At 57.0% G+C, this 24,781-nt stretch carries 19 protein-coding genes and 1 pseudogene; 13 read left to right on the plus strand and 7 right to left on the minus strand.

What is annotated here, in order from left to right; genetic code table 11:
• Positions 1-65 precede the first annotated feature (65 nt).
• A pseudogene (locus tag AC2TCY_RS08740) lies at positions 66-149 on the plus strand (AAA family ATPase); the annotation flags it as partial.
• Between the two features lie 484 nt (positions 150-633).
• Here AC2TCY_RS08740 and AC2TCY_RS08745 read toward each other — a convergent pair.
• Both AC2TCY_RS08745 and AC2TCY_RS08750 read right to left on the minus strand, forming a co-directional pair.
• Positions 634-1,314: a ferritin-like domain-containing protein gene (locus AC2TCY_RS08745; RefSeq protein ID WP_480846977.1), complete on the minus strand. Its 681-nt coding sequence runs from the start codon at positions 1,312-1,314 to the stop codon at positions 634-636.
• Positions 1,315-1,403: 89 nt separating this feature from the next.
• The gene (locus tag AC2TCY_RS08750; protein ID WP_480846845.1) at positions 1,404-1,865 is read right to left on the minus strand and encodes a peroxiredoxin; all 462 of its coding nucleotides are present in this window, start codon (positions 1,863-1,865) and stop codon (positions 1,404-1,406) included.
• An 81-nt stretch (positions 1,866-1,946) separates the two neighbouring features.
• On the opposite strand from AC2TCY_RS08750, the gene AC2TCY_RS08755 reads away from it, so the two are divergent.
• The 4 genes from AC2TCY_RS08755 to AC2TCY_RS08770 all read left to right on the plus strand — a co-directional run bounded on the left by AC2TCY_RS08755 (position 1,947) and on the right by AC2TCY_RS08770 (position 8,457).
• The gene (locus AC2TCY_RS08755; RefSeq protein ID WP_480846846.1) at positions 1,947-5,300 is read left to right on the plus strand and encodes a YhdP family protein; all 3,354 of its coding nucleotides are present in this window, start codon (positions 1,947-1,949) and stop codon (positions 5,298-5,300) included.
• Between the two features lie 44 nt (positions 5,301-5,344).
• On the plus strand, positions 5,345-6,391 hold the full coding sequence (gene queA / locus AC2TCY_RS08760) for a tRNA preQ1(34) S-adenosylmethionine ribosyltransferase-isomerase QueA (protein WP_480846979.1): 1,047 nt from the start codon (positions 5,345-5,347) through the stop codon (positions 6,389-6,391).
• Positions 6,392-6,496: 105 nt separating this feature from the next.
• On the plus strand, positions 6,497-7,771 hold the full coding sequence (locus AC2TCY_RS08765; protein WP_480846847.1) for an MFS transporter: 1,275 nt from the start codon (positions 6,497-6,499) through the stop codon (positions 7,769-7,771).
• 107 nt (positions 7,772-7,878) lie between these two features.
• Positions 7,879-8,457 carry a DUF924 family protein gene (locus tag AC2TCY_RS08770; protein WP_480846848.1) on the plus strand — a complete coding sequence of 193 codons (579 nt, stop codon included), beginning with the start codon at positions 7,879-7,881 and terminating at the stop codon, positions 8,455-8,457.
• On the opposite strand, the gene AC2TCY_RS08775 is transcribed toward AC2TCY_RS08770, so the two are convergent.
• Positions 8,454-8,888 (minus strand): hypothetical protein, encoded by a 435-nt coding sequence (locus AC2TCY_RS08775; RefSeq protein ID WP_480846849.1) that lies wholly within the window; start codon positions 8,886-8,888, stop codon positions 8,454-8,456. The genes AC2TCY_RS08770 and AC2TCY_RS08775 overlap by 4 nt on opposite strands.
• Before the next feature lie 218 nt (positions 8,889-9,106).
• Here AC2TCY_RS08775 and lpdA point away from each other — a divergent pair, with 218 nt between their 5' ends.
• On the plus strand, positions 9,107-10,501 hold the full coding sequence (lpdA, locus tag AC2TCY_RS08780) for a dihydrolipoyl dehydrogenase (protein ID WP_480846850.1): 1,395 nt from the start codon (positions 9,107-9,109) through the stop codon (positions 10,499-10,501).
• 57 nt (positions 10,502-10,558) lie between these two features.
• Here the strand turns inward: lpdA and AC2TCY_RS08785 are convergent, their stop codons facing one another.
• On the minus strand, positions 10,559-11,944 hold the full coding sequence (locus AC2TCY_RS08785) for a M20/M25/M40 family metallo-hydrolase (protein WP_480846851.1): 1,386 nt from the start codon (positions 11,942-11,944) through the stop codon (positions 10,559-10,561).
• A 318-nt stretch (positions 11,945-12,262) separates the two neighbouring features.
• On the opposite strand from AC2TCY_RS08785, the gene hemA reads away from it, so the two are divergent.
• The 4 genes from hemA (at position 12,263) to AC2TCY_RS08805 (ending at position 16,697) form a co-directional block, all read left to right on the plus strand.
• Positions 12,263-13,486 carry a 5-aminolevulinate synthase gene (gene hemA / locus AC2TCY_RS08790; RefSeq protein WP_480846852.1) on the plus strand — a complete coding sequence of 408 codons (1,224 nt, stop codon included), beginning with the start codon at positions 12,263-12,265 and terminating at the stop codon, positions 13,484-13,486.
• A gap of 129 nt (positions 13,487-13,615) precedes the next feature.
• Positions 13,616-14,830, plus strand: a complete 1,215-nt coding sequence (locus AC2TCY_RS08795; RefSeq protein ID WP_480846981.1) for a helix-turn-helix domain-containing protein — start codon at positions 13,616-13,618, stop codon at positions 14,828-14,830.
• A gap of 71 nt (positions 14,831-14,901) precedes the next feature.
• A complete protein-coding gene (gene ispG / locus AC2TCY_RS08800) occupies positions 14,902-16,023 on the plus strand; it encodes a flavodoxin-dependent (E)-4-hydroxy-3-methylbut-2-enyl-diphosphate synthase (protein ID WP_480846853.1) in 1,122 nt (373 codons plus the stop codon).
• A gap of 101 nt (positions 16,024-16,124) precedes the next feature.
• The gene (locus tag AC2TCY_RS08805; RefSeq protein WP_480846854.1) at positions 16,125-16,697 is read left to right on the plus strand and encodes a hypothetical protein; all 573 of its coding nucleotides are present in this window, start codon (positions 16,125-16,127) and stop codon (positions 16,695-16,697) included.
• 42 nt (positions 16,698-16,739) lie between these two features.
• Here AC2TCY_RS08805 and AC2TCY_RS08810 read toward each other — a convergent pair whose 3' ends face one another.
• Both AC2TCY_RS08810 and AC2TCY_RS08815 read right to left on the minus strand, forming a co-directional pair.
• Positions 16,740-17,498, minus strand: a complete 759-nt coding sequence (locus AC2TCY_RS08810; protein ID WP_480846855.1) for a DsbA family protein — start codon at positions 17,496-17,498, stop codon at positions 16,740-16,742.
• Positions 17,495-18,874, minus strand: a complete 1,380-nt coding sequence (locus tag AC2TCY_RS08815; RefSeq protein ID WP_480846857.1) for a M48 family metalloprotease — start codon at positions 18,872-18,874, stop codon at positions 17,495-17,497. The genes AC2TCY_RS08810 and AC2TCY_RS08815 overlap by 4 nt, the downstream gene beginning before the upstream one ends.
• Here AC2TCY_RS08815 and AC2TCY_RS08820 point away from each other — a divergent pair.
• The 3 genes from AC2TCY_RS08820 to AC2TCY_RS08830 all read left to right on the plus strand — a co-directional run bounded on the left by AC2TCY_RS08820 (position 18,873) and on the right by AC2TCY_RS08830 (position 23,908).
• Entirely contained in the window at positions 18,873-20,036 is a 1,164-nt protein-coding gene (locus AC2TCY_RS08820) for a pyridoxal phosphate-dependent aminotransferase (RefSeq protein ID WP_480846858.1), read from the plus strand. The genes AC2TCY_RS08815 and AC2TCY_RS08820 overlap by 2 nt on opposite strands.
• Before the next feature lie 66 nt (positions 20,037-20,102).
• The gene (locus AC2TCY_RS08825; RefSeq protein WP_480846859.1) at positions 20,103-21,323 is read left to right on the plus strand and encodes an N-acetylmuramoyl-L-alanine amidase; all 1,221 of its coding nucleotides are present in this window, start codon (positions 20,103-20,105) and stop codon (positions 21,321-21,323) included.
• A gap of 95 nt (positions 21,324-21,418) precedes the next feature.
• On the plus strand, positions 21,419-23,908 hold the full coding sequence (locus AC2TCY_RS08830; protein WP_480846860.1) for a penicillin-binding protein 1A: 2,490 nt from the start codon (positions 21,419-21,421) through the stop codon (positions 23,906-23,908).
• On the opposite strand, the gene AC2TCY_RS08835 is transcribed toward AC2TCY_RS08830, so the two are convergent.
• Entirely contained in the window at positions 23,902-24,735 is an 834-nt protein-coding gene (locus tag AC2TCY_RS08835; RefSeq protein WP_480846861.1) for an aminoglycoside phosphotransferase family protein, read from the minus strand. The genes AC2TCY_RS08830 and AC2TCY_RS08835 overlap by 7 nt on opposite strands.
• Positions 24,736-24,781: the final 46 nt, after the last annotated feature.

Below are 24,781 nucleotides of genomic sequence, written 5' to 3' on the forward strand. Positions count from 1 at the left end.
CACCAGGCCGCACGTTTGCACCTATCATCGGCAACAAGGCTTGTACCTGTCACGGTTTGATATCGCTGACCGGAGCCTTTCTCAACAGGCTTACCCATCATGTCAGAATTCTTGAGATGAACGGTGACAACTATAGCCTGACGCAAAGCGGGCAAAACAGCTCAAAGACAATTCTTAAAATGGAATTTCGATTGGTCCTGACGGACCAAGGCACCTCGGCACACGCCAGCTATTTGGAGAGCGCGCGTGCCAAGGTGCCAGTCACTCTGAAATGGCCGGGTATTGCGCCTCCCAGTGGTCGGAAAACATACCGCCGTTGGCTGTCCAATAATGAAAGCGTCTGAAGTAGTTGAGACCATCTGAGTCTCCGTCCGTGACTGTAAGTTAAATCTAGTCAGCAACGAGCACCTAACTAAGTGGCATCAAGTGCTGTCGGTCATTTTTGATCCCAGAACGTACAATCTTGTAAAGCATTGTAATCATTGGTTTTATGTGGGCGCTGCGTATGTGTATGTGGGCACACTTCGAAAGTTCCATCCGAAAAATACTTGTTCTGTAATCCCAAGTGATGGAGCAAGTCTTTTGAAGAGAGAAACTGACCTGATGAAAATTTTTTTAATAATTTACAAAGATTTAGGTGCTCGAAGCTTCCTCTGGAACGAAATGGTTGGCATATAAATGGAACCACTTGGACCCATAGGCCACATGCCCAACTTCTTCGGCATATATGACCTCAAGCGCGGCGACGGCATCGTCCTCCTTGGCCTTTCGAAAGATATCGATCATGCCGGGCGTGACATCCAGTCCGCGGGCTTCCAGCACCATCGGTACAACGGCCAGACGACCCATCAGGTCATGGGCCGTGTCCTCGGCGGCGCGCCACATGCCCGCATGAGCGGGCAGGGCGCCATAATGGCTGCCCAATTGCTCCAGACAATTGCAGACCATCTCGAAATGGCGCGATTCCTCTTCGGCGCATTTAACCCAATCATCATAGAAACCGATGGGCATGGGCACATGACCAAAGCGGGCGATAATGTCCCAATGCAGATCGACTGCATTCAGTTCGATATGGGCCACCGCGTGCAGCAATGCGATCCGTCCAGCCTCGGTGCCCGGTCGCCGTTTGGGCACGTCTCGCGGCGACAGCAGCTCGGGCTTGTCCGGACGAGCAGGGGACGGCGGTGGCATCGCGACGCCGATTTCGATCTCGGGCTGCGCGCCACTACGAGCGGCGAACCACTGCGACGCGTATTGCTTGGACAAGGCGATTTTGGCCCGCCCGACTGCAGTTGTCAGAACCTCGGTCGCCATTTGGGTCAGTGTTTTGGGCAAGGGTTCTCTCCGCCAATCCTAAATTTCGACGCGGCATAAACCGGATGGCGACCAGGGTCGAGGGGCGGTCACAGCTCGCGCACAGCTTCAAGCACTTCGTCAACATGGCCGGGCACTTTTACCTTGCGCCAGGCGCGGGCAATGCGGCCTTTGGCGTCGATCAGGAAAGTGGATCGCTCTATCCCCATAGACTTGCGACCATACATGTTCTTTTCCACCCACACCCCGTAGTCCTCGCACACGGTCGAGCTTTCGTCGGACAGAAGCGGCGTTGTCAAACCGTGCTTGGCGACGAACTTGTCGTGTTTAGCCACGCTGTCGCGCGAGATACCGAAAACGTGAGCGCCCGCGTCGGCAAAGGATTGAAGTTGCTCCGAGAAACCAATGGATTCCTTGGTACAGCCCGGCGTATCATCGCGGGGATAGAAAAACAGAACAACAGACTGGCCACGCAGTTCTGACAAGGTTACTTGGCCGCCACCGTCGCGAGGCAATGTGAAATCGGGGGCGATGTCAGAAACGTCAGGCATATGTGAACTCCGGCTGAGAAAATTAACGGTTGCCCGGTATCATAGGGCGCCATGGGCATGTTGAAAGACAGGGATTGCAAATTGGCCCAGCCAGAACAACAGCAAGGCGAAAAGACCGGCAAGAGACCCCGCCGGTCGCGCCGCCGATCCGCTGTGTTGTGGAGCATGCGCGGTTTCTTTGTTTTGGTGTTTCTGGCCGTGCTGACCGCGTTCATGGTGGTCGGCCAGCGGATGCATGCACCAGTCTGGCTGCGTGATCGGGTCGAATCGCGACTTGATCAGGCCCTGGGTGGGGTTCAGATCAGATTTGGCGATGTCAGTTTCATCATCCACGAAGGATGGCGACCACGTCTGAGGCTAACCGACGTGCGCATTAGCGACGCGGCGGGCCAGCAGATCGCCGAGGTGTCTGATTTGCGCGCCAGCCTCGCGATGCGACCGCTTTTGCGCGGTCACGTCCGACCCAAGCGCATCATCCTGCAGGGCGCTCAAATCGCATTGACCCGCGGAATGGATGGCGCGCTGTCGCTGACTGTTGGGACCGATAGTGCGCCTGTCGGTCAGGCCCCCAACCTTGCACAATTGATCGAGACGTCGGACGAAGTATTCAAGTCACCAGCCTTGTCGGCGCTTACGTCGGTCGAGCTGGACGCAATTACGCTGGACTATCAGGACCTGCGACAGGGGCGATCCTGGATTCTGGACGGGGGGCACATCCTGGCCACCCGCACCGCGCAACAAGTACGTTTGGCCACAGGGTTTTCGGTATTGGCTGGCCGAGATTATGTCAGTGGGATTGAAGCAAATTACACCAGCGCTGTGGATAGTTCGTCAGCCGAGTTCGGGGTGACGATCACCGACCTTCCGGCCGAAGACATTGCGGGGCACAGTCCCGCTCTTGCTTGGATGCAGGTGCTCAGGACGCCGATTTCGGGTGCGCTACGCGGAAGTGTCGACGCCGAAGGGGCCTTGGGCCCGGTTTTCGCCACGCTGAATCTTGGTGCAGGTGCCGTACAACCGACGCCGGAAACGCTGCCGATCAAATTCGAGGCGGCCCGTACCTATTTCACCTACGACCCATCTCAACAGGTTTTGGATTTCAACGAGGTTTCGGTCGATTCCGCATGGGGGACCGTTCAGGCCGAGGGAAAGGCTTTTCTTCAAGGCGTTCAAGCCGGTGGGCTTGAAAGCATGTCAGGTCAGTTTCGCTTCAGCGCAATCCAAATCAACCCGGCAGATTTGTTTCCCGAAGCACTGAATCTGACGCGGGCTGATGTGGATTTCCAGATGAAGCTGGCACCATTCCGGGTGCGTCTGGGGCAGATGACGGTAGAAGATGGCGAGCACGGCTTGCGCCTGAGCGGAGAACTTGCTGGCCTGCGTGAAGGGTGGGCAGCAAGAATTGACGCGCAGATTGGCCAGATGCCGTCAGATCAAGTGTTGCTATACTGGCCAGAACGGCTGGCCCCCAAGCCTCGCAAATGGGTGACCGAGAATATCCTTCAGGGCAACCTCTCCGATCTGGACTTTGCATTGCGTCTGAAGCCGGGCACCAAGCCGGATATTTACGCGGATTTCGAATTTTCTGACACCAAAGTCAGATTCGCCAAGACCTTGCCTCCGATTGAACAGGCACAGGGGCAGGCCAGTTTGCTCAACCGCCGTTTTACGGTGACCGCGCAAAAGGGAATTGTGATCGCCGATCAGGGCGGGGCCGTTGATGCCGCGGGCACGTCATTTATTATTCCGGACACGAGTATCAAGAAAACAACCCCCGGAATCGCCAGGGTACAAGCCAAGGGCAGCGTGACGGCTGCTTTGTCCCTGCTGGATCGCCCGCCTCTGCAGTTGTTGACCAAGGCAAAACTGCCGGTGGAACTGGCTGACGGTCAGGTAAAGCTGATAGGAACGCTGTCGCTGCCTTTGATCAAGGGTCTGAAACTGGAAGACACCCGGTTCCACTTTGTTGGCGACCTGGCCGATCTCGACAGTGACAAGCTGGTGCCCGGTTTCGAAGTCAGCGCCGACCGATTGCAACTGACTGGAGACCAAACGCAGGTCAAAATTGATGGCGACGGTCTGTTCGGCGAAGTGCCGGTGCAGGCAAAATGGACCCAGCCCATCGGAGGGGACACACCGCAGCGAAGCCAATTGACCGGGCAGATTGAGTTTTCGCCCAGGCTGATGGATCAGATCAACGCAGGATTGCCCCAGGGCATGCTGACCGGGCAGGCAGTGGCAGAATTTGACTTGGGTATCGGGGCCAGTGAACCGCTCAGCCTGACAGCACAGACTGATCTGGTCGGTGTCGCGCTCGCGATACCGGAATTGGGCTGGCGAAAACCGGAAAGCAGAGCTGGAACTATGACGGCCAAGGCCACGTTGGGCGCGCAGCTAAGTGTGGATGAACTGCGGATCGACGCCGCCGGGCTGCGAAGCAACGCAACGATCTCGTTTCGTGATGGTGCGTTTGACCGGGTACGTTTCAGCTCGTTCGAGTTGGGGAACTGGCTGGCCGTGCCCGCCGAGCTAATTGGCCGCGGAGCCAACGTTCCAGATATCCGTGTGCTGGGCGGTGTGCTGAACCTGGCCAAGGCGACTTTTGGCAGCGGAGGAGGAAGCGGGGCCGGGCCGGGGCCAAAGCTGGATGTTAATTTGGACCGGTTGCAGGTTACGGAAACAGTCGCGCTGACTGGTTTGAACGGATCGTTCCAGACAACTGGCGGCCTGACCGGCGCGTTTAGCGCACAGGTCAATGGCGGCGCTCCTATTCAGGGGCAGGTCACGCCACGGGGCGGGCGAAGCGCAGTTGGGTTGACCTCGGTGGACGCGGGCGCTGTTCTGCGTTCGGCGGGAGTCATAACACAAGCCCGCAAGGGTACACTGGACTTGCGGCTGGAGCCAGCGGCTGCACCGGGAAACTACGATGTGGATCTTACAATCCGAAACACCCGGATCAAGGATGCTCCGGCTATGGCCGCGCTGCTGAATGCGATCAGCCTTGTTGGGCTGTTAGATGAAATGGCAGGTCAGGGTATCTTTTTCTCGGCCATTGAAAGCAAAATGCGCATCACCCCAACTGAAATCAAAGTACTCAGCGGCAGCGCGGTTGGCCCGTCGATGGGGCTGTCTTTTGATGGAACGGTCAACACTGTGGCTGGGACACTGAACCTGCGAGGCGCGATTTCCCCTATCTACCTGCTGAATGCCGTCGGCAGTGTTCTGAGTCGCAAGGGCGAGGGTGTTTTTGCCTTTAATTATACTTTGACCGGTCCACTGGCCAATCCTCAGGTCTCGGTCAATCCACTGTCGGGGCTGGCACCGCTGTTTTTGCGGAACCTGATGCGTGCCCCGGCGCCGACAGTTTCGGACGGGCCCAATGCCGCCCCGGATAAACCCAACCCTGCCGTCCAAACGCGTGGTGAAGATCGGTGAGCTGAGCTGTGGCCGAATCTGTCTTGCCCATGTATGGCGCGCGCATGAAACTGAGTGATTTCGATTTCCACCTGCCCGAGGACTTAATCGCCACGCGGCCAGCTACACCGCGTTCCTCTGCACGCCTCTTGGTTTCGCAGGGGGATGAAATTCGCGATCAGCATGTGTTTGACCTGCCTGAATGGCTGCGTCCGGGTGATCGTCTTGTTCTGAACGATACGCGGGTCATTCCCGCGCGGCTGAGTGGCCGGCGCCATCGGTACAGCGCGCAAGGTCCGGTATCGGCCGCGATCGAAGCTACCCTGTTGGACCCACAGGCCGACGGCACCTGGGCTGCGCTGATCAAACCGCTTAAAAAAGTCAAACCCGGAGAAGAGATTGAGTTCTCTGATCAACTCAGCGCCCGGCTTGAAAGGGTCGAGGATGGACAGGCCCATCTGCGGTTCAACCTCACGGGCGATGATTTTGATTGCGCGCTGGAACAGGCCGGTGCCATGCCTCTACCGCCATATATCGCGGCAAAGCGGCCTGCAGACGATCAGGACAAAACCGATTACCAGACCATATGGGCGCTCAATTCAGGTGCAGTGGCGGCACCAACTGCTTCTTTGCATTTCGACGAGAAGCTGATGCAGGCACTTTCAGCCCGTGGCGTAGAATTTACACATGTCACGCTGCATGTTGGCGCAGGAACCTTTCTGCCGGTCAAAGTCGAAGATGTGGCCACGCACAAGATGCACGCGGAGTGGGGCCGTGTTAGCGAACAGGCGGCCGAAGAAATTCGGACGACCAAAGCTGCCGGTGGACGTGTCATCCCCGTGGGTACCACCGCGCTGCGCCTGATCGAAAGCGCTGCACGAAGTGGCTGCATTCAGCCTTGGGAAGGGGATACCGACATATTCATCTACCCTGGCTTTGAGTTCCATGTGACAGATGCCTTGATGACCAATTTCCACCTGCCGAAATCAACGCTCTTGATGTTGGTATCGGCCTTGATGGGGCAAGATCGGGTCAAGGTTATCTATGACCATGCCATCGCACAAAAATACCGTTTCTTCTCTTATGGAGATGCGTCGCTTTTGATGCCTTGAAGGCCGTGTTCCAAGGATCGCGTCACTACAATGTCGTAGACAAGCGCGACCAAAGGGTTTTTTGATCGCAAGACGTATAACACGTCGGCAATTCCGGGTGGCAATATGCTTCAGGTTCTCTCCAGCGCTTGGGCGCTTCTTCTTGGTATGGGATTGCTGATGGTCGGCAACGGCCTGCAGGGTACGCTGTTGGGTGTACGCGGCGAGATTGAGGGCTTCTCGACCCTCCAGATGTCGTTTGTGATGTCCGCCTATTTCCTCGGGTTCCTCGGCGGATCGCGCCTTGCACCCGAGATGATCCGGCGCGTCGGGCATGTTCGGGTGTTTGCCGCGCTGGCTTCGTTCATTTCAGCAGTGATGATCATGTATCCGATGCTGACAGATCCGATCGCTTGGTCCTTGGGGCGCGTCATAATCGGTTTCTGCTTCTCTGGCGTGTATGTGACGGCAGAAAGCTGGCTGAACAACGCGGCCAGCAATGAAAACCGGGGCCAGGCTCTGTCGCTTTACATGATCGTTCAGATGACCGGCGTCGTCAGCGCGCAGGCGTTGATGTTGGTGGGCGATCCGGCAGGCTATGAAACCTTCGTGATCGCCTCGATCCTAGTTTCAGTCTCGTTCGCGCCGATTCTTCTGTCGATCTCGCCGACGCCGGCGTTTGACACGACCAAACCGATGACATTGCGGCAATTGATGAATGCCTCGCCCCTTGGATGCGTTGGCATGTTCCTGTTGGGCGGAGTGTTCTCGGCGCAGTTCGGGATGGCTGCTGTTTACGGTGCTCAGGCGGGCCTGTCCGTGGCCGAAATTTCAATCTTCGTCGCTTCATTCTATATTGGAGCTTTGGTGCTGCAATATCCGCTGGGTTGGTTTTCAGATCGGATGGATCGTCGGATCCTGATCCTTTTGGCTGCTGGGCTGGGCGGTCTGAGCGCTCTTGTCGGTATGGTGTTTGGCGTCACGCTTCCGGTTCTTTTGATCGTGGCATTTTTTATCGGTGGGATGTCCAACCCGCTTTATTCGCTGTTGATCGCCTATACCAATGACTACCTTGAATACGAAGATATGGCCGCGGCCTCGGGTGGTTTGGTGTTCATCAACGGCCTTGGCGCTATCGCGGGCCCCCTGATCACCGGTTGGTTGATGGGAGGTGCGGTATTTGGGCCACAGGGTTTCTTCCTGTTCATTGCCACGCTGATGTTCGCGGTTGCGGCTTACGCGGCCTATCGAATGACCCAGCGTGCCTATGTCGTTGTTGACGAAACGGCTTCAATTGCACCTATTTACGCAACATCGTCTCCAGTTGCGCTTGAAGTCGCGCAGGAGGTTGTGATCGAAGCCGCCCAGGATGAAGCAGAAGTAACGCAAGAATCCGCCTGAGCGCCGGATTTATTTCGCGTGTGTTGCAATATGTTACTGTAACAGTTCTGTAAAACAGACTTTACTGACGTTACGTCCCTGGGGAGGGCAATTACGGAGTGAAGGGCATGGTAGGTCCTGAAAGAGTATTGAGTTTTTGGTTAGATGAGGTTGGCCCCGAGGGGTGGTATTTGCAGGATGAAGCGCTGGATGCGCAAATCCGCGATCAGTTCTTCGAGACTTGGAAAGCGGCATGCCAGGGCCGGTTCTCGCTCTGGTTAACGTATCCCAGCGGAGCGCTGGCGTATATCATCCTCATGGATCAGTTTCCACGCAACATGTTCCGAGGCAACAAGCAAGCCTTCGCGTCTGACAAAGCTGCTTTGGCGGCTGCGAAATGCGCGGTCGACAAGGGCTGGGACTTAAAGATTGACGAGCCAGCACGGCAGTTCTTTTACTTGCCGATGATGCACTCGGAAAATCTCTGCGATCAGGAGCGCTGTGTCCGACTGATGTGCGAGAGGATGCCGAATGACGGTGCAGGCAACTTGCTGCATGCCCGCGCGCATCGCGAAATAATCCGGCAGTTCGGCAGGTTTCCCTATCGCAACGACGCGCTTGAGCGCCCGACCACCGAGCATGAGGCCGCCTTTGTCAGTAGTGGCGGTTATGGTTCGACTGTGCGGGCTTTGCAGACTGCCGGCTAGATTGCCGGCTCACACCCTCGAATAGCCAGAACCTGTTCTGTTACCGTCTCAGCCGAGGTGGTGACGGCATAATTGATCAGGTCTTCCGGGTTGTCCACGAGGTCGGCAAGACGAGATTGCGTGGACGCCAGTTTTACCTCTAGCTCTTTCAGACTTTTGGTAACTTCTTCCAGCTTTCCGCGCGACACGAAATCAAGCGCACCATCTTTTTGACGAATGGCAGTGAGATCGCTTCGGATGCCTTCCAGTTCACCCCGAATACCTTGAACTTGGATTCTAACTGGATTGATCTCCTGCAGATTTTCCGCAAACCCGGATTGTATGTTTTCCACCGATTGGGCGAGCTTCCACCCCAGAAACAGGCAAAGCGCCAATAGGATCAGAGTTGCGTTTAGAAGCGCGAGCAGAAGATCCTTGAGTGTCTTGGCCATGATTTGCCTCTCTTTAATCAATGACTTGAAAAAAACCGGGCGGGTCCGGAGGCCTCGGTTGTAGCCTTTGGCGCGAGGCGGGTATAGGCTGAATTCAGCCCAATTGAAGTCAAATGTCCCTGCGTCACTTATGTCGCGCGCGGTCATGTTGATGCGCGATACAAAATAGTTTAATGGTAAACTAGTTTTTTTAACCCGACTTGCGCCGAGAGGTACACATGGCTGCACAATCCTTTGATCTGATCGTAATCGGGGCAGGCCCCGGCGGCTATGTCGCTGCTATCCGCGCGGCCCAGCTGGGCCTGAAAACAGCCGTGGTCGAGCGTGAACACCTCGGCGGCATCTGCCTGAACTGGGGCTGTATCCCAACGAAGGCATTGCTGCGTTCGTCCGAGGTGTTTCACCTGATGGAACGTGCCAAGGACTTTGGCTTGAAAGCTGATAAGGTCGGATATGATCTGGACGCAGTGGTCAAGCGGTCCCGCGGTGTTGCGGCGCAATTGTCGGGCGGCATCGGCCATCTTCTGAAGAAAAACAAAGTGACCGTGGTGATGGGTGAGGCAACGATCCCGGCCAAGGGTAAGGTCAGCGTCAAGACCGACAAGGGAACCGAAGAGCTGGCAGCCAAGAATATCGTTCTGGCTACTGGGGCGAGAGCGCGCGAGTTGCCGGGGCTTGAAGCTGATGGCGATCTTGTCTGGACTTACAAGCACGCATTGCAGCCGCCGCGTATGCCGAAGAAACTGCTTGTCATCGGCTCGGGCGCGATCGGAATTGAATTCGCCAGCTTCTACAATACGCTCGGCGCTGACACGACGGTCGTCGAAGTGATGGACCGCGTGCTGCCTGTCGAAGATGCCGAAATCAGCGCTCTGGCCAAAAAGGCTTTCACCAAGCAGGGCATGACCATCATGGAAAAAGCGATGGTCAAGCAACTGGACCGCGCCAAGGGCAAGGTCACGGCACATATCGAGGTGAAAGGCAAAGTTGAGAAGCACGACTTTGACACGGTAATCTCGGCTGTTGGAATCGTGGGCAATGTCGAAAATCTCGGGCTTGAGGCCTTGGGTGTGAAACTTGACCGGACTCACGTGGTCACAGATGAGTTCTGCCGGACTGGCGTTGAGGGTTTGTATGCCATCGGCGATATCGCAGGCGCGCCCTGGTTGGCGCACAAGGCGAGCCATGAAGGTGTCATGGTGGCTGAACTGATTGCGGGCAAACATGCCCATCCTGTCAAACCCGAAAGCATTGCAGGCTGTACCTATTGTCAGCCGCAGGTTGCCTCAGTCGGGTATTCCGAAGCCAAAGCCAAGGAGCTGGGGTATGATATTAAGGTCGGCCGCTTCCCGTTCATTGGCAATGGCAAAGCCATCGCACTGGGCGAGCCGGAAGGCATGATCAAGACCGTGTTTGACGCCAAGACCGGCGAATTGCTTGGTGCGCATATGATCGGTGCAGAAGTAACTGAGTTGATACAGGGCTATGTGGTTGGCCGCCAGTTGGAGACCACGGAAGAAGACCTGATGAATACAGTTTTCCCACACCCGACCTTGTCGGAAATGATGCACGAAAGCGTTTTGGACGCTTACGGCAAGGTCATCCACATGTAAGGGAAGGGGCTGACCCAAAGGTTAAAGGCACCGCCGAACAGGCGGTGCCTTTTTTCGTTACCGGCTCAGTGCATCAAGAATACGCGCCCAGGATCGGATGCCCTTGTGGAAACTTTTCACATCGTATTTCTCGTTGGGCGAGTGGATAGCGTCGTCCTCGTTGGCGTAACCGACCAACATGGAATCCAGCCCCAGAACGCTGTCAAAATAGCCGACCACGGGGATTGATCCGCCCATGCCGGTAAAGACCGCTTCGCGATCCCATTCGTCGGACAAGGCTCCGCGCGCGGCTTCGAATTCGGGACGGTCGAGGTTCATGACCGAGGCCGGTGAGCCCTCAAGGTCGTTGTCCCATTCGATGGTTGCATCCGGTGAGAGACGGTCTTCGACGTGTTTCCGGATTTTGTCTCGCAGAGCGTCCGGGTCCATATCGCCAACCAGGCGGCAGGTGATCTTGCAATGCGCCAACGATGGGATCACCGTTTTTGATCCCGCGCCGTTATAGCCCCCCCAAAGGCCGTTTACCTCGAGCGTGGGGCGCGCCCATTGTTGTTCGAGCGTAGAATACCCTTTTTCGCCGTGGGGCTGGGTGTAGCCGACTGAGTTCAGATAGTCAGATTCGTCAAAACCGCAGTTTTCCCACTGCTTCAGCTGCTCGGCGGGCACTTCGTGCACGCCCTCGTAAAACCCTTCGACGGCGACGCGACCTGTTTCTTCGTCATAGAACGAGGCAACGATGCGCGATAGTTCCCGAAGAGGGTTCAGGCCAGGGCCACCGTAGTGGCCGGAATGCAGATCGATGCGTGGGCCCTGAATGGTGAATTCGTCTTTGAGCATTCCGCGCAACTGCGCGGCAATAGAAGGCACGCCACGCGACACCATCGAAGTGTCGCAAACCAGCGCCAGATCCGCCTTCAATTCGTCCGCGTTCTCTTTCAGGAACGGAACCAGCGAGGGCGAACCGGATTCTTCTTCTCCCTCGAAGAAAAAGGTGATGCGGCAAGGCAATTTTCCATGAATGGCTTTCCAGGCCCGGCAAGCTTCGACGAAGGTCATCAGCTGGCCTTTGTCGTCGGACGAACCGCGCCCGCGAATGACTCGTCCATGTTTGGTGTCTTCCAGCGCCGGATCAAACGGGTCACGATTCCACAGGTCCAACGGGTCAACAGGCTGAACGTCATAGTGCCCATAAAACAGAAAATGTGGGCCGTCGCTGTCCTCTCCGACATGACCCACAACCATTGGATGGCCCGGAGTCACGCGCTTTTCCGCTGCAATGCCAATGCTTTGCAGATCAGCTACCAGCCAGTCTGCGGCTGCGTCGACATTGTCCTTAAAGGCCGGGTCGGTCGAAATGGATGGGATACGCAGAAACTCCATCAACCGGTCGATGGAAGTGGTCAGATCGGTATCGATCCGGCTCAGAACAGCGTCTAGCGACATGGGAAGACTCCTGGAAATGTGGTAATCTGGGGCGAACCTATCAGGGTCTGCGATGTCGTCCAGCCCGATCGTGCGTGTTTCCACGTGCAGATTGAGGGTAGGGGACTGCGTCGTTTCCCCACGTCTGAGTGCCGTAACTTCACTTGTCTGGGTGTGCGCAAAGAGATATTTGATGCAAATCAATGATGCGCGCGTTTCAGGGACATAGAAAACAGACCCAGAGGAACGCAAAGTTGCTGTCGTGGACAGACCCGCGAAATGTGACGAAAAAGGCGCCTGGCTGCCGCGAACAGAGGCCGGGCAATCAAGGAGGGTCCGTTGGACTATAGTGCTCAGCTCGATACAGCGATCGCCAGGCTGCATGAAGAAGGACGTTACCGGACCTTTATCGATATCGAACGTCGCAACGGTCATTTCCCGCATGCGGTGCGGACGTGCCCGGATGGCTCGCAGCAGAACATCACCGTGTGGTGTGGCAATGATTATCTGGGTATGGGACAGAACCCCGTTGTTCTGAACGCCATGCACGAGGCGGTTGATGCCGCCGGCGCAGGTTCGGGTGGTACACGCAACATCTCGGGCACCACTGTGTATCACAAACGGCTTGAGGCCGAACTGGCCGATCTGCATGGCAAGGAAGCTGCGCTGCTATTCACCAGCGCATATATTGCCAACGACGCAACCCTGAGCACGTTGCCGAAACTGTTCCCTGGCCTGATCATCTATTCGGACGCATTGAACCACGCTTCGATGATCGAAGGCGTTCGCCGCAATGGCGGGGCCAAACGTATCTTCCGTCACAATGACGTCGCTCATCTGCGCGAGCTGCTGGAAGCCGACGATCCGGCCGCACCCAAACTGATTGCGTTTGAGTCGATCTACTCGATGGATGGCGATTTCGGCCCGATCGAAGAGATTTGTGATTTGGCCGACGAATTCGGTGCGCTGACCTATATCGACGAAGTTCATGCCGTCGGCATGTACGGTCCGCGCGGCGGCGGTGTTACCGAGCGGGACCAACTGGCCCATCGTATCGACATCATCAACGGTACGCTGGCAAAGGCGTACGGCGTGATGGGTGGCTATATCGCGGCCAGTGCCAAAATGTGCGATGCCGTTCGATCCTATGCGCCTGGTTTCATTTTCACCACTTCGCTGCCGCCGGCCGTTGCGGCAGGTGCGGCGGCCTCGGTTGCTTTCCTGAAGACAGCACCTGAGTTGCGGGAACAGCACCAGACACAGGCCAAAATCCTCAAATTGCGCCTCAAGGGTATGGGGCTGCCGTTGATCGACCACGGCAGCCACATCGTACCCGTGATCGTTGGCAATCCGGTGCACACCAAGAAACTGAGCGACATGCTGCTGGATGACTATGGCATCTACGTTCAGCCGATCAATTTCCCAACTGTCCCGCGTGGGACTGAGCGTCTGAGGTTCACCCCGTCACCAGTTCATGGACCCGACGAAATGAACCGTCTGGTGGAGGCGATGGACGAACTTTGGTCACATTGTGCGCTAAATCGCGCCGAACTTGCCGGATAACCTAACGCCAAAGTGTGCAACGCGTTTATCGCGTGTTAAGCTTACGCTAACAAAAGTAGCGGACGAATCATCATGGGTATGATTCGCCGTTGGCGTGTAACACGCGGCAGGCAGAATGGGGCAGCAGGAATGATTGGGCGCAGATCACAGCGCGATTCCGACGAAGACACTGACGTCAGACCCAAAGGGTTCGACGATTATGAGGTGCGGCTTGGCGATGTAATGCGCGGCGAGCGCGCAACCATGGGTAAATCGCTGCTGGACGTCCAGCGCGAGTTGCGGATCAAAGCCAACTATATCGCCGCCATCGAAAATGCCGACCCTGACGCGTTTGACACGCCCGGTTTCATCGCCGGGTATGTTCGTTCTTATGCTCGCTATCTGGGGATGAACCCAGACGAGACGTTCGCCACCTTCTGTCAGGAAAGCGGGTTTGAAGTTGCTCACGGCATGTCGGCGGAGGCTTCGGTTGTTCGAAAGAACATCGGCGATCCGCTGGCTCGTGGCCCAATGGGGCGGGACCCTTTTACTTCGCCTAACACTCCTTTCATTCCCGGCAAGGAATCTCTGGTCAGCCAGATAGAACCGCGGGCGATCGGTTCCTCTCTGGTACTGCTCGCCGTGATCGGCGGTATTGGTTACGGTGGCTGGTCGGTTCTGAACCGGATACAGCAGGTTCAAGTCAGCCCGGTGGAACAAGCGCCGGTTGTTCTGACAGATTTGGACCCGCTGGATGCGGCCCGGACACAGCCAGATGGGGTCGAAACTGCCCGCGCAGATACGCCAAGCGCCGAGGCGTTAGATCGTCTGTACCGCCCGCAGGCGTTGGATGTACCGGTTTTGGTTGCCCGCGACGCGCCGATATCCACTTTGGACCCGCGCACTGTCGGAACGTTCCGTCCACCTGAACCGCCTCGGGTTCAAGTGGCTGAAGTCCACACGGTGGAGCGCCCCGCGCTTCCGCAGGTGGTTGAAAAAATTGACACCACTTTGAAAATCGTGGCCGTCAGCCCGGCTTGGATGCGCGTCACGGCAGCGGACGGCAGTGTCATATTCGAAGGCACACTGGGCACGGTCGAGCAGGGCAGCGTGTTTGAAGTGCCTCTGACGGAAGAACCGCCGCAACTGCGCGCCGGGGCATCGGGTTCGGTTTATTTCTCGATGAACGGCGAACATTACGGCCCGGCTGGTGCGCCTGGTACTGTGGCTAAGGGAGTTGTCCTTTCCAAAGACGCCGTTTCCGATACTTATGACGTGGCCGATCTTGAGGCCGACCAGAACAGCGCGCTCAAGCAATTGGTGGCTGAACTTCAGACACAGGCGACAGAAGAGCCCGCCGAGTGATCTAGCCATTGCGGTAATCCGGTTGCCGAACTATCTAAAGCAGCAACTCAGGCAGACGCGGATCCGTCCTTATGTCCCTCAATCACGTGCGCCCTTGGCGCGACATTTATCGCCGTAAATCGCGCCAGATCATGGTTGGCGACGTGCCCGTCGGTGGCGACGCGCCCATCGCAGTTCAGACCATGACCAACACGCTGACCACCGATGTCGCCGCGACTGTGGCGCAGGTGCAGGCTGCGGCCGAGGCGGGTGCTGATATTGTGCGGGTATCCGTCCCCGACGAAGCTTCTGCCAAAGCCCTGAAAGAGATTGTGCGCGAAAGCCCTGTGCCTATCGTGGCCGACATTCATTTCCACTATCGCCGCGGGATCGAAGCTGCCGAGGCAGGGGCCGCCTGCCTGCGGATCAACCCGGGAAATATCGGCGACGAAAGACGGGTGAAAGAGGTCATTCAAGCCGCGCGTGACCACAACTGCTCGATCCGTATTGGCGTGAACGCGGGTAGTCTGGAAAAACACCTGCTCGAGAAATACGGCGAGCCATGCCCCGAAGCGATGGTCGAAAGCGGGCTGGAACATATCCGGATCCTTGAGGACAACGACTTTCATAACTTCAAGATCAGCGTAAAAGCCAGCGACGTATTCCTGTCGGCTGCCGCTTATCAAGGCATCGCCGAGGCAACGGATGCACCGATTCATCTGGGTATTACGGAAGCCGGCGGCCTGGTCTCGGGTACCATCAAATCCGCCATCGGCTTGGGTAACCTGCTGTGGATGGGGATCGGCGACACGATCCGCGTCAGCCTGTCCGCCGATCCGGTCGAAGAGGTCAAAGTCGGGTTCGAAATCCTGAAATCGCTGGGGCTGCGGCATCGCGGCGTGAACATCATCTCGTGCCCGTCCTGCGCACGGCAGGGGTTCGACGTGATCAAGACGGTCGAAGCTCTGGAGCTTCGTCTGGAACACATCAAGACGCCAATGAGCCTTTCGATCATCGGTTGCGTGGTGAACGGACCGGGCGAGGCGCTAATGACAGATGTGGGCTTTACAGGCGGCGGGGCTGGATCCGGCATGGTTTATCTGGCCGGTAAGGCAAGTCACAAGATGTCGAACGATCAGATGATCGAGCATATTGTCGAAGAGGTCGAGAAAAAAGCGGCCGAGCTGGATGCATCTGCTGAGGCCGCTGAGTAAGGTTCTAAGACAATCTTCTAAGTCCATTGCAATCCGCCATTTTCTGGCCTGATTTGCCGTTAGTAGTGGCGGTATTGATATGGACTCCAGGAGCAGAAAACTTGAATTTCAAAGCAATTGGCGCTGTTTTATTGGTCGCCGCATTGGCAGGATGCGGCAGCCCTTCGAATGAGTATGACAAACGGCCGGGCTTTCTAAGTGTCCCGGTCCCACCGTCGACCCAGGGTACGCAACTTGGTTACATGTCCGTGCATGTGAGCGGGTATAATGAAAGCGGTACGACAACGCGTGCCGATGTGCGGATTAGCCCAGGCGGGACAGGCAAACCACGGGGCCGCTTAACACCGATTATGAACGTTGATCCGCAACTGGCCTCTCGGGTTGCCGTATCTTTCCATGACGGTCAGGATTCGAAGGCGGCTTTTGCGTTTGCAAAACAGGTTGCACGGGCAACCTATTGCCCGTCGGGCCCGGTTACGGAAAACACCGGAATCCGGAAGTATTCCAAGCCTGAAGACTTGCAAGCCATCCTGGCAGAAAGTCAGCGGCAGGGCCGCGATGTCATACCCGCAGGTATGAAGGGGGAGGCCATCCCTGCGACTCACTTCAGAAGAGACGGCACTCCAACATGGGTTGTTTCAATGAAATGCAACGCTCCGTATCCTTACGAATAAGGAATGAAAGCGAAAAGGGGCGGTCTGACCGCCCCTTGCTAATCAACCCTGCTCAGCTCGTACACCGTCTGCGATCTGCTGCATCTGATCGGCGGGCAGAAAGCCGCGCAGCATCTCGGTGCCCAGAACAAACGAGGGCGTGCCGGAAATCCGCATCTTCTGCGCCAGCGCACGGGTTTGGGCGATCTCTTCCGTCACCGCATCACTGTCCATTGCTGCGATGATGGCATCGCTGTCCAGTCCCAAGCCGTCGGAAATACGGCGCAGAGTTACTTCGGTCGGTTCGCCGCTGAACTCCAGAAGCGCATCATGCACCTGCTTATAGGCGTCATCACCGGCAACCTGTTTGGTCGCAATGGCAAAGCGCGCAGACGCAACCGAAGCTTCACCGAGGATCGGCAACTCCTTGATCACCAGTCGGATATTGCCGTCTGATGCCAACAGATTGGCGACTTCGGGAACCGCGCGCCGACAATAACCGCAGCGATAATCCATGAACTCTACCAGAGTGATATCGCCATCGGGGTTGCCGCCGACCCAGCTGTAGCCGTCATTGAACAGCTCATCGGCGTTAGCCGAGACGAGTTCCTTGTCGACATGTGCTTCAGCAGCGGCATTGCGCTCTTCCAGAATGTTGATCGCCTCGATGATCACTTCGGGGTTTTCCAGAAGGTATTCCCGCACCTGAGCACCAAATTCGGCCTTTTCAGCATCGGTCATTGCATTCAGATCCAGCGCCTGAACCGGGCCGGATATCAAGGAAAGCCCTAGCAGGGCAGGTGCAACTTGTCTGAGGATCATTTCCGTTTCCTTTTCTTTTTCGCCCGCTCCGAGGCAATCAGGACGTCCTGCGCCCTTTGCCACCCCGGAGACCCTTCGGGCAACTGCCCGACGGCACGTCTTGCATGAATGCCCGCATCCGCCAGACGGCCCTGCAAAGCATAACGTTCTGCGGTGACGGCCGAGGCCATCCCGTTGTTACCCACTTGCGCATAGGCCGAGCCCAGATCGCGCATCAGTCTTGCGTTTCGGTAATCCCTTGCGCGCGCTTTTTCAAGCACTTGCAGGGCTTTGTTCGTCTGCCCTCCAACCAGCAGCGCGCGACCATAACCCGCCAGGATGAGGGGGTCGTTCGGAGCCATCTCGACAGCTTTGCCATACGCGTCAATTGCCTCTTTCAACCGACGATTTTCCAGTAGAATCTGGCCCTTTAAATCATAATAGAACGGATCGTCAGGGCGTATCGCCAGAGCTTCGTCAATGGCGGCGCGGGCGCGTGCAAGGTCGCGATTCTGATGATGGGCAGAAGCCTCGCGCATAAGACGGATGTCTCGGTCCTTTTCTTCGGCGGCGCGGCGCAATGTCCAGCCAGGCGTGCGCAAAAACGCGGACAGCTTTCCCTTGACGCGCGCAAACCAATAGTCGGCGTTCGGGTTCTGTTTAGCCTGATCGCCGAATTCATCCAGAAACGCCTCGGCGGCGCGCAGGCGTTCCCGGCTGGTTGGATGCGAGCGCATATAGGGGTCTTGATCGGCTGCGCTCAGCAGCTCCTGACCGGCAAATTTTCTGTGCAGATTGACCATGCCCTGCGGGGAAATATCGGCCCAGCGAAGATAACTGGCGGCGCTGCGATCGGCCGATGCCTCTTCAGCCCGTGTATGACCCAGAAAGCTGCGCAAGGCAGAGGCGGTCGTGCCAGCGGCGATGCCAGCGGCAGCTTCTCCGCTGCCTGCCGCAGCTGCAATGAGCGCCAAAGCGGTGCCAAGCTGGGCTTTGCGTTGGGCTACGCGCAAGTTTTCTGCCCGCCGGGCCAGATGGCCGTTGGCGATATGGGCCGCTTCGTGAGCGATGACAGCTTGCAGCATTTCGGGGGATTCGACGGTTAGAATCAGCCCGTAGTTCACATAGATCGTGTTGTAATCGATAACGAAGGCGTTGAATGTGCTGTCATTGACCACCAGAACCCTTACTCGGTTGGTGTTCAGGCCCGCTGCCCGCAACACGGGAAACGCCAGTTCCCGCAGGCCGTGTTCAATGTCCGGGTCTCGGATCAGGCTTTGCGCGCCGGCCTGCATCACACTGACTAGCCACGCCAAAGCAACCAGCAACAGGGCCGGGATTGACGCCAGCCTTGATACGCGTTCAAAAGCCATGCCAGCAACATGGGAGATGGGCATGAGAAACTCAACCCGGTCCGACGTCGATCCCTTCATCGTGATGGACGTGATGGAGGCCGCGCGCCAAGCCGAAGAAGCCGGTCGTCACATCATCCATATGGAAGTTGGTCAGCCCGGAACCGGTGCACCAAAGGGCGCTGTTCAGGCTCTGGCGAAAGAGATGGAGCAAGGCCCGTTGGGCTATACCGTCGCTCTGGGCCTGCCGGCCCTGCGGCAACGGATCGCACGGCTTTATGGCGAGTGGTATGACGTCGATCTGAACCCCGAGAGGGTGGTGATCACGCCGGGCTCGTCCGGAGGGTTTCTGCTGACCTTCACGGCGTTGTTCGATAGTGGCGACCGCGTCGGCATCGGCGCGCCCGGTTACCCCTCGTACCGGCAAATTCTCAGGGCGTTGGGGCTGGAACCTGTAGACCTGCCCACTGCGCCCGAGAACCGCTTGCAACCCGTTCCGGCCGATTTCGAAGGGCTCGATCTGCAGGGTCTGATGGTTGCTTCGCCCGCAAACCCAACTGGAACGATGCTGAATCGCAAGGCGATGGGGGCCTTGATCGAAGTCGCACACGGGCAGGGCGCCTCGTTCATCAGTGACGAGATTTACCATGGCCTCGAATATGAGGCCAAAGCCGTGACGGCGCTGGAGCTGACCGATGAATGCTACGTGATCAACTCATTCTCGAAATACTTCTCGATGACCGGGTGGCGCGTAGGCTGGATGGTAGTGCCCGAAGATCAGGTGCGTGTGGTCGAACGCATCGCCCAAAACATGTTTATCTGTGCGCCTCACGCCAGTCAGGTGGCGGCGCTGGCTGCAATGGATTGCGAAAAAGAGTTGCAGGCCAATATGGATGTCTACCGCAAGAACCGCAAACTGATGCTGGACGGATTGCCGAAAGCCGGGTTCACCAATATCGCGCCGCCGGACGGCGCATTCTACGTCTATGCTGACGTGTCCGACCTGACCAATGATAGTCGCGCGTTTGCTGCCGAGATTCTGGACAAGGCCGGCGTCGCTGTCACGCCGGGGCTTGATTTTGACCCCCTGCGTGGCCATACGACCCTTCGCTTTTCTTATGCCCGTGCGACCGTGGATATCGAAGATGGGCTAGAGCGGCTGCGTCGTTTTATGGCCGAGCGCGGCGCGATTGCAGAACAGGTGTAAGGCGTTCACAAACATTGTCGGGTGCTGTAGTCTTACGCGCAAACGATCTCGGGAAAACTTGAGGCCATGAGCAGGATTTTCTTTGCACTCGCGCTGGTCTGGGCGCTGTCTGGTGCTGCACTTGCGCAGGACTTCAGTGCACTTGCGCGCATTCTTCCTGATCAGAGCCGTATCACGGAACAGGGGCGCTCGGGCGTGCGGGTTGATCTTGGCCTCAGCCAAGGGGTGCCATACCGGATCTTTACGCTGCGTGACCCGTACAGAATGGTTTTGGATTTTCAGGAAGTTGACTGGTCCGGTCTGAAACGGGAAGCGTTTTTGCAAACAAACCGCATCAGTGGGGTTCAGTTTGGCGCGTATGTGCCGGGGTGGTCCCGGCTGGTATTGGAACTGGGCGCTCCGTTGGCCGTTGATACTGCCGACATGCGCATCAACGCATCAACCGGCGCTGCCCATTTGTCGCTGACTTTGAAGGGCACCGACTTCGACACCTTCTCGGCCAACGCCGGTGCGCCACGCCAAGCAGGTTGGGATTTACCTGAGCCGTCTGTGACATTAGCAGCCCCACAAACAGAGGGTTTTCGACCGCTTCGTGTTATGCTGGATCCCGGACATGGCGGCATCGATCCGGGGGCCGAAGTAACCGGCACCGATGAGAAGACGTTGATGCTGGTTTTCGCGCGTGAACTGCGTGAAAGGCTTTTGCGTGCGGGTGGTTATGACGTGGTCCTGACACGAAATGACGACCAGTTTGTGTCTCTGGAACGCCGCATCGCACTGGCGCATCGGGCGGGTGCGGACGTGTTCATCTCGTTGCACGCGGATTCTCTGTCCGAAGGGCGGGCACATGGCGCGGCAGTTTATACCTTGTCGGATGAGGCCTCGGATGTGGCCAGTTTGAAACTGTCCGAGCGCCATGATCGTGGTGATCTGATCGCAGGCATTGACCTGAGCGGTTCTGATGATCAGGTGGCAGATGTACTGCTGGATATGGCGCGTCAGGAAACCAAACCGAGAACCGATGCGTTAGCAGAGGCTGTTGCAAATGGGATGGCGCAGAAAGGCGGGCCAATGAACAGCCGCCCGTTGCGTACCGCGTCTTTTTCGGTTCTCAAGGCCGCAGATATCCCTTCGATCCTGGTTGAACTTGGATTTTTGTCCAGCCCCAGAGATCTGCAAAACATTCAGAACCCCGAATGGCGCGCCTTGATGGCGCAGGGTATTTATGACGGACTAGAGCGGTGGCGACAGGATGATCTTGTCAATCGGTCCCTGATTGGCCAGTGACCCTGCGGCGCAAAATGGCTAATATGAGCCGTGGTGTTTTGACCCGGCGGGGGTGCGCCCCTATATAGGCGGCACCGCGAAGAAAAGGCAGTAACGTGATCCGGTTCATTCTTTCGATTTTCGGGGCTATTTTCAGCCTCGTAACCTTGGGTATTTTCATGGCGGCCCTGACTGTGGGTGCCGTGTTCTGGATGTACGGGCGCGATCTGCCCAGCCACGAGTCGCTGGCGCAGTACAAACCGCCGACTATCAGCCGGATCTATTCGGGCGAGGGTCAGCTGATTGACGAATTTGCGCAGGAACGCCGTCTGTTCACCCCGGCCGAGGAAATCCCTGATCTTGTCAAGGAAGCGTTTATCTCGGCTGAAGACAAAAACTTCTACACCCATCAGGGTTACGATCCGCGCGGGATTATTGCCGCCGGTGTCGAAGCGGTGAAATCCAAAGGCGAGAACGTCCGGGGCGCGTCCACGATCACGCAACAGGTGATGAAGAACTTCTTGCTGTCAGGTGACCGTCAGGCCGAGCGCAAGATCAAGGAAATCATCCTCGCTACACGGCTAGAGGACACGTTGGACAAGGAACAGATTCTCGAACTCTACATGAACGAGATTTTCCTGGGTCAGAACTCCTATGGCGTGACAGCCGCTGCGCAGACATATTTCAACAAGACTTTGCAGGAACTGGCCCCGCATGAGGCCGCGACGTTGGCCGCGATGCCCAAAGCACCGTCGAACTATCACCCTGTTTACGAAAAGGACCGTTTGCTGGCGCGCCGTAACTATGTTCTGCGTGAAATGAACCAGAACGGTTATATCGATCAGGCAACTTTTGAGACCGAGGTCGAAATGCCTTTGCGCTCGGTCCAGAACGGCGATTTCGAGAGCTTCCGCACCGCCCTTCCTCCACGCGATTATTTCACTGACGAAATCCGCCGGCAACTGAGCGAAGATTTTGGCGAGGGTGAGTTCTTTACCGGCGGTTTTACCGTCCGCGCTTCGGTCGACGAAGAAATGCAGGTTGAGGCCGCGCTGGCTCTGCGCGAGGCACTGCAGAAATACGACCGTTCGCGCGGCAAATGGCGCGGTACCGGTGAGGTGATTCCCGAAGAAAAGCTTGCCGATGAAACACAGTGGCGCGAAACACTGTCCATTATGGATATCCCGCGCGACGTGGTGTTACCGACCCGATGGTATCCGGCGGTTGTGCTGAACGTGGCTGATAATCAGCTGACAGTTGGAATCGAAGATGGCCCTGCAGACGGGATAATCCCACGGGCGGACATAAAATGGATGCAGGGTGATTTTGCTGCCAACTTCAAACGCGGTGACGTCATTCTGGTCGTCGCCGGTGAAGAGGGCCAATGGTCCGCGCGTCAGATTCCCGAAGTGCAGGGCGGTTTCGTGGCAATGGACGTGAACTCGGGCCGTGTTCTGGCGATGCAGGGTGGGTTCTCGTACCAGGACACTGTGTTCAACCGTGCCACACAGGCGCAACGCCAGCCGGGTTCGAGCTTTAAGCCCTTTGTCTACGCCGCAGCGCTGGACAGCGGGTATAGCCCGGCAACAATTGTTGTGGACGCCCCGATCGAGGTAAACACGCCTCAGGGTTTGTGGCGGCCCAAGAACTCATCGAATAAATTCTACGGCCCGACACCCCTGCGCACCGGGATCGAACAGTCGCGAAACCTGATGACTATTCGTCTGGCGCAAGAGGTCACGATGCCTGTTGTTGCCGGGTACGCTGAACGGTTTGGTGTATATGACCGGATGGGCGCGTTCCTTGCCAACTCGCTGGGATCCGAAGAGACGACACTATACAAAATGGTGGCCGCCTATGCGATGTTCGCCAATGGCGGTGAGCGGGTCGAGCCAACTCTGGTCGACCGTATTCAGGATCGGTTTGGAAAGACCATTTATCGCCATGACGACCGTCAGTGCCTGAATTGTAACTCCAACTGGCTGGAACCGGATGAGGCCCCGACCATTGAAACAAACCGCAGTCAGGTTATGGACGCGATCACCGCGTATCAGCTGACCTCGATGATGAAGGGGGTAGTCGACCGAGGAACCGCATCGAGTGTGGTCAATCTGCCGGTTCCAACAGCGGGTAAAACAGGTACGACCAACGAATCCAAGGATGCGTGGTTCATCGGTTTCACCTCCAATATCGTGGCTGGGTGCTACATCGGATATGATCGTCCACGCCCGATGGGTCGGGGCGCTTATGGCGGTACGATGTGCGGGCCTGTGTTCCAGAGCTTTATGGAAAAAGCAGTCGAGAAATATGGTGGCGGTCCGTTTGATGTGCCCCCGGGTGGGCATTTTATCAAGATCGATCGCTTCAGTGGTGCACGCCTGCCGCAGGACGCTGCTGGTGATTATGTAGTGGCTGAGTATTTCCGCGACGGTGTAGACGGATTCATCGACCGCGTCTTCGACGGTGGATTTGCGATGGGGTCGGACTTGCCGTTGTTCGAAGAGGTCAGCAATTCTGGCCGTCAGGTAACCACGTCTACGGGCGATACGATCACGGTTGGCCCCAACGCAAGCCAGGGTGACCTGCAAGGCGGCGGACTTTACTGATCGGCGATGCTTAGCAGCAGATGGAGAAGGTCGGCCTCGCTGTCATCTGTGATGGGGCCGATTGACCGCCAATAGATCGACAACGCACATTTGGCGGCAGCCCACTGCGTCAGTCGAGACATAGGGACCTCCATCGCGTTGGAATACAGTGCTAGGCAATGCGCAATTTGTTCTGGTCGACGAACCAGTTCCGGCATACCTTTTGGATGCCGAATTGCGTTAGCCAGTTCGAAAGCCGGGTCGCCATAATACCCTTTTGCGTCAATGATTTTCGGACCGTTGCCTGTCAGAATAACGTTGTCAGGATGCAGGTCACCGTGCAGCGCGGTTTTGCGTTTCTGACTGTCCAGAAGTTTCTGAGCCAAGTCTGCGCTTTGCCGCATGCCCCGCGCCAATGATGTTGAGCAGTTATCTGCAAAGGTCGCGGTGAAAAGTGGCGCGAAGACTTGTTTCAGGGGTTTCAATTCATGTGAGTTGGAAATGGGCTTTCTGTGAAGTCGGTGCGCGCACTGTGCCATAAGTTTCACTGCCTGGTCGGGCGCACCGTTTCGCGCCACATCTCCCAATGTAGGACCTTCCAGCCATTCCATGAGTACGGCGTTGTCTGTCTCGGCTATGATCCTGACTGCACCGCGGTCTTGCCACGCGTCCAATAGATGAGTGCCGGCGGCTTCGTTGCCACGATCCGCCCGGCGATAAAGTTTGAGTGCCGCGTAGTTTCCTTCAGCAGTAGTCACTTTCCACACGCGCGCGTGCCCGGCGTCAGCAACCTGCGAGAGGCGGGTCAAGCCCCACTTGTCCAGAATCTCGCAAGGTACGTTTTGCATTCGCGTCTCAGTCGTCTTGTGGTGGCCCGCACCTCTTGCTATCACG

The organism is Ruegeria sp. HKCCD7181 (genome assembly GCF_057221055.1).

Excerpts from the sequence above, each read along its gene's own strand:
- AC2TCY_RS08810 (WP_480846855.1), bottom strand. The coding sequence starts at position 17,498 with ATGATCCTCAGACAAGTTGCACCTGCCCTGCTAGGGCTTTCCTTGATA.
- AC2TCY_RS08750 (WP_480846845.1), bottom strand. The coding sequence starts at position 1,865 with ATGCCTGACGTTTCTGACATCGCCCCCGATTTCACATTGCCTCGCGAC.
- AC2TCY_RS08765 (WP_480846847.1), top strand. The coding sequence starts at position 6,497 with ATGCTTCAGGTTCTCTCCAGCGCTTGGGCGCTTCTTCTTGGTATGGGA.
- lpdA (WP_480846850.1), top strand. The coding sequence starts at position 9,107 with ATGGCTGCACAATCCTTTGATCTGATCGTAATCGGGGCAGGCCCCGGC.
- AC2TCY_RS08795 (WP_480846981.1), top strand. The coding sequence starts at position 13,616 with ATGATTGGGCGCAGATCACAGCGCGATTCCGACGAAGACACTGACGTC.
- AC2TCY_RS08815 (WP_480846857.1), bottom strand. The coding sequence starts at position 18,874 with ATGCCCATCTCCCATGTTGCTGGCATGGCTTTTGAACGCGTATCAAGG.
- AC2TCY_RS08785 (WP_480846851.1), bottom strand. The coding sequence starts at position 11,944 with ATGTCGCTAGACGCTGTTCTGAGCCGGATCGATACCGATCTGACCACT.
- AC2TCY_RS08835 (WP_480846861.1), bottom strand. The coding sequence starts at position 24,735 with ATGCAAAACGTACCTTGCGAGATTCTGGACAAGTGGGGCTTGACCCGC.
- AC2TCY_RS08770 (WP_480846848.1), top strand. The coding sequence starts at position 7,879 with ATGGTAGGTCCTGAAAGAGTATTGAGTTTTTGGTTAGATGAGGTTGGC.
- ispG (WP_480846853.1), top strand. The coding sequence starts at position 14,902 with ATGTCCCTCAATCACGTGCGCCCTTGGCGCGACATTTATCGCCGTAAA.
- AC2TCY_RS08775 (WP_480846849.1), bottom strand. The coding sequence starts at position 8,888 with ATGGCCAAGACACTCAAGGATCTTCTGCTCGCGCTTCTAAACGCAACT.
- AC2TCY_RS08825 (WP_480846859.1), top strand. The coding sequence starts at position 20,103 with ATGAGCAGGATTTTCTTTGCACTCGCGCTGGTCTGGGCGCTGTCTGGT.
- AC2TCY_RS08820 (WP_480846858.1), top strand. The coding sequence starts at position 18,873 with ATGAGAAACTCAACCCGGTCCGACGTCGATCCCTTCATCGTGATGGAC.
- queA (WP_480846979.1), top strand. The coding sequence starts at position 5,345 with ATGAAACTGAGTGATTTCGATTTCCACCTGCCCGAGGACTTAATCGCC.
- AC2TCY_RS08745 (WP_480846977.1), bottom strand. The coding sequence starts at position 1,314 with ATGGCGACCGAGGTTCTGACAACTGCAGTCGGGCGGGCCAAAATCGCC.